Source organism: Pseudomonas sp. CM25, from assembly GCF_013179705.1.
Taxonomy (GTDB): domain Bacteria; phylum Pseudomonadota; class Gammaproteobacteria; order Pseudomonadales; family Pseudomonadaceae; genus Aquipseudomonas.
Genome location: NZ_JABMCW010000568.1, coordinates 1 through 2,117 on the forward strand (window position 1 = coordinate 1; position 2,117 = coordinate 2,117).

General features: G+C 63.7%; 5 protein-coding genes. All 5 read left to right on the top strand.

Annotated features, from left to right (window positions below):
• Position 1: 1 nt before the first annotated feature.
• On the top strand, positions 2–226 hold the full coding sequence (locus tag HP546_RS29505) for a DUF2790 domain-containing protein (RefSeq protein ID WP_172233184.1): 225 nt from the start codon (positions 2–4) through the stop codon (positions 224–226).
• 251 nt (positions 227–477) lie between these two features.
• Positions 478–903, top strand: a complete 426-nt coding sequence (locus HP546_RS29510) for a nuclear transport factor 2 family protein (RefSeq protein WP_172233187.1) — start codon at positions 478–480, stop codon at positions 901–903.
• Between the two features lie 44 nt (positions 904–947).
• On the top strand, positions 948–1,292 hold the full coding sequence (locus tag HP546_RS29515; RefSeq protein ID WP_172233190.1) for a YciI family protein: 345 nt from the start codon (positions 948–950) through the stop codon (positions 1,290–1,292).
• A 21-nt stretch (positions 1,293–1,313) separates the two neighbouring features.
• Positions 1,314–1,799 carry an SRPBCC family protein gene (locus HP546_RS29520; protein WP_172233193.1) on the top strand — a complete coding sequence of 162 codons (486 nt, stop codon included), beginning with the start codon at positions 1,314–1,316 and terminating at the stop codon, positions 1,797–1,799.
• A partial coding sequence (locus tag HP546_RS29525; protein WP_306125989.1) for a sigma factor occupies positions 1,799–2,117 on the top strand: 319 nt, incomplete at its 3' end. The genes HP546_RS29520 and HP546_RS29525, both read left to right, overlap by 1 nt.

Below are 2,117 nucleotides of genomic sequence, written 5' to 3' on the forward strand. Positions count from 1 at the left end.
TATGTCCTCGTTCGCCCTTGCCGATGAGGCCAAACCCGTCTCCAGCCAGCCTGTGGCTCAGCAGTACGACTATTCGATGAACCTGGACATCAAGCGGGTGATCAACCTGTCGACCATCCCCAATGTCTGCGAAGTAGTGCCTGCGACCATGACCTATGAAGACCACCAGGGCCAGGTGCACACCATTCAGTACCGTGCCATGGGTGAGGGTTGCCAGCAGGGTTGATCAGCCTGTCGGCTGGTGTCGGTGGCCCATCCGCCGTCTGAAGGCGGGAGGGCCAGCGGCTGTACTGCAGTGGGCTAATGAAGTTTTCAAGCAGGCGGCAATGGCCTCAACCCGCTTGGTTTCGAGTTGTTCCTCACAGGTGTTGCCACCCTCCCGCAAGAAACTCCCACGCCCTGTCGATTCCTCCGATCACCGTTCGACCATAGGTGAAGGCACACCGTGCCACCCATGACCTGTCGGAGGAACCCCCGATGAGCACCGCAGCCGAAACCGAGATCCGCCAACTGATCGAGCGCTGGATGCAGGCCGTGCGCGACCGCGACATCCCCAGCATCACCGCCCCTTATGCCGATGACATCGTCGCCTTCGATGCCATCCAGGCCTTGCAGTTCAAAGGCAAGGCCGCCTACACCGCGCACTGGGAAATGTGCATGGGCATGTGCAGCGGCCCCATGGTGTTCGAGCTCGCCGAGCTTTGCGTACAGGCTGACGGCGACCTGGCGCTAGCCCACTGGCTGAACCGCTGCGGCCCGGGCGATGACGAGAGCCAGTGCGGCTTCATGCGCGCCACGGTGGGCTATCGTCGGGTTGATGGCCAGTGGCAAGTGATCCATGAGCACTGGTCCGCACCTTTCGACATGGAAACCCAGAAAGCCCTGTTCGATCTCAAGCCCTGAGTACTTATCGCCAAACGCACTGTGCCCACCCCCTGGAGGCGACCATGAAATACCTGTGCCTGGTCTATTGTGACGAAGGGCTGCTGCACAGCTTGCCCGACAGCCCGGAAGACGCCGAATGCATGGCCTATGCCGAAGCCATCCACGGCTCCGGGCGAATGCTCGCGGCCGAGGCGCTGAAGCCGGTGCAGACAGCCACCACGGTGCGCATGCGCAACGGGCACATGAGCCTGACCGATGGCCCGTTTGCCGAAACCAAGGAACAGCTGGCCGGCTTTTATCTGGTGGAGGCCCGCGACCTGAATGAAGCCCTCAACATCGCCAAGGGCATCCCCGCCGCACGGGTAGGCAGCGTCGAAGTGCGACCGGTGCGTGAACTGCAACCCTGACAGCCACGGAGAACAACCAGCATGAGCCTTGCACAGCCTGCGCAAGCGCAACACGAGTTGTCCATCAGCCGCCTGATCGATGCGCCACCGGCCAAGGTGTTCCGCGCCTGGACCGAACCCCGGTGGCTGATGCAGTGGTGGGGGCCGCACGGCATGACCACCCCGGAATGCGAGATGCAGTTGTGGGCCGGCGGCCTGTTCCGCACGCTGATGCGGGCACCGGACGGCAGCGAGTACCCCAACCAGGGCGTGTTCCTGGAAATTGCCGCGCCGCGGCGGCTGGTGTTCACCGATGCATTTGGCCCAGGCTGGGTGCCGTCGGACAAGGCCTTCATGACTGCGGTGATCAGCTTTGACGAGGAGCAGGGCAAAACCCGCTACACCGCCCGGGCCTGGCACTGGAATGCCGCCGACTGCCGGGCTCACGAGGAGATGGGCTTCCACCAGGGCTGGGGAGAAAGCCTGGACCGCCTGGTGGAGGTGGTGACCCAGCGGATGCCTGACTGATGGCGGCACTGGCGCAGGTGCGCGCCGAGGTCGAGGCGGTCTATCGCGGGGAGTCGCGGCGCATACTGGCCACCCTGATCCGCCTGCTGGGTGATTTCGACCTGGCCGAGGAGGCCATGCATGATGCTTTTTTCATCGCTGTGGAGCGCTGGCAGCGCGATGGCATACCCGCCAACCCGCGCGCGTGGCTGGTCTCTACCGGGCGCTTCAAAGCCATCGATGCATTGCGTCGGCGCGCGCGTTTCGCTCGTTCCCAGGCGGACTTGGGCATGCTGCTTGAAGGCCAGTCGCAAGACCCCAGCGATGAAGAGCTGCTGG

What these genes read in the sequence shown, in the direction of transcription:
- HP546_RS29505 (WP_172233184.1), top strand. Translation starts at nt 2, where the DNA reads ATGTCCTCGTTCGCCCTTGCCGATGAGGCCAAACCCGTCTCCAGCCAG.
- HP546_RS29510 (WP_172233187.1), top strand. Translation starts at nt 478, where the DNA reads ATGAGCACCGCAGCCGAAACCGAGATCCGCCAACTGATCGAGCGCTGG.
- HP546_RS29515 (WP_172233190.1), top strand. Translation starts at nt 948, where the DNA reads ATGAAATACCTGTGCCTGGTCTATTGTGACGAAGGGCTGCTGCACAGC.
- HP546_RS29520 (WP_172233193.1), top strand. Translation starts at nt 1,314, where the DNA reads ATGAGCCTTGCACAGCCTGCGCAAGCGCAACACGAGTTGTCCATCAGC.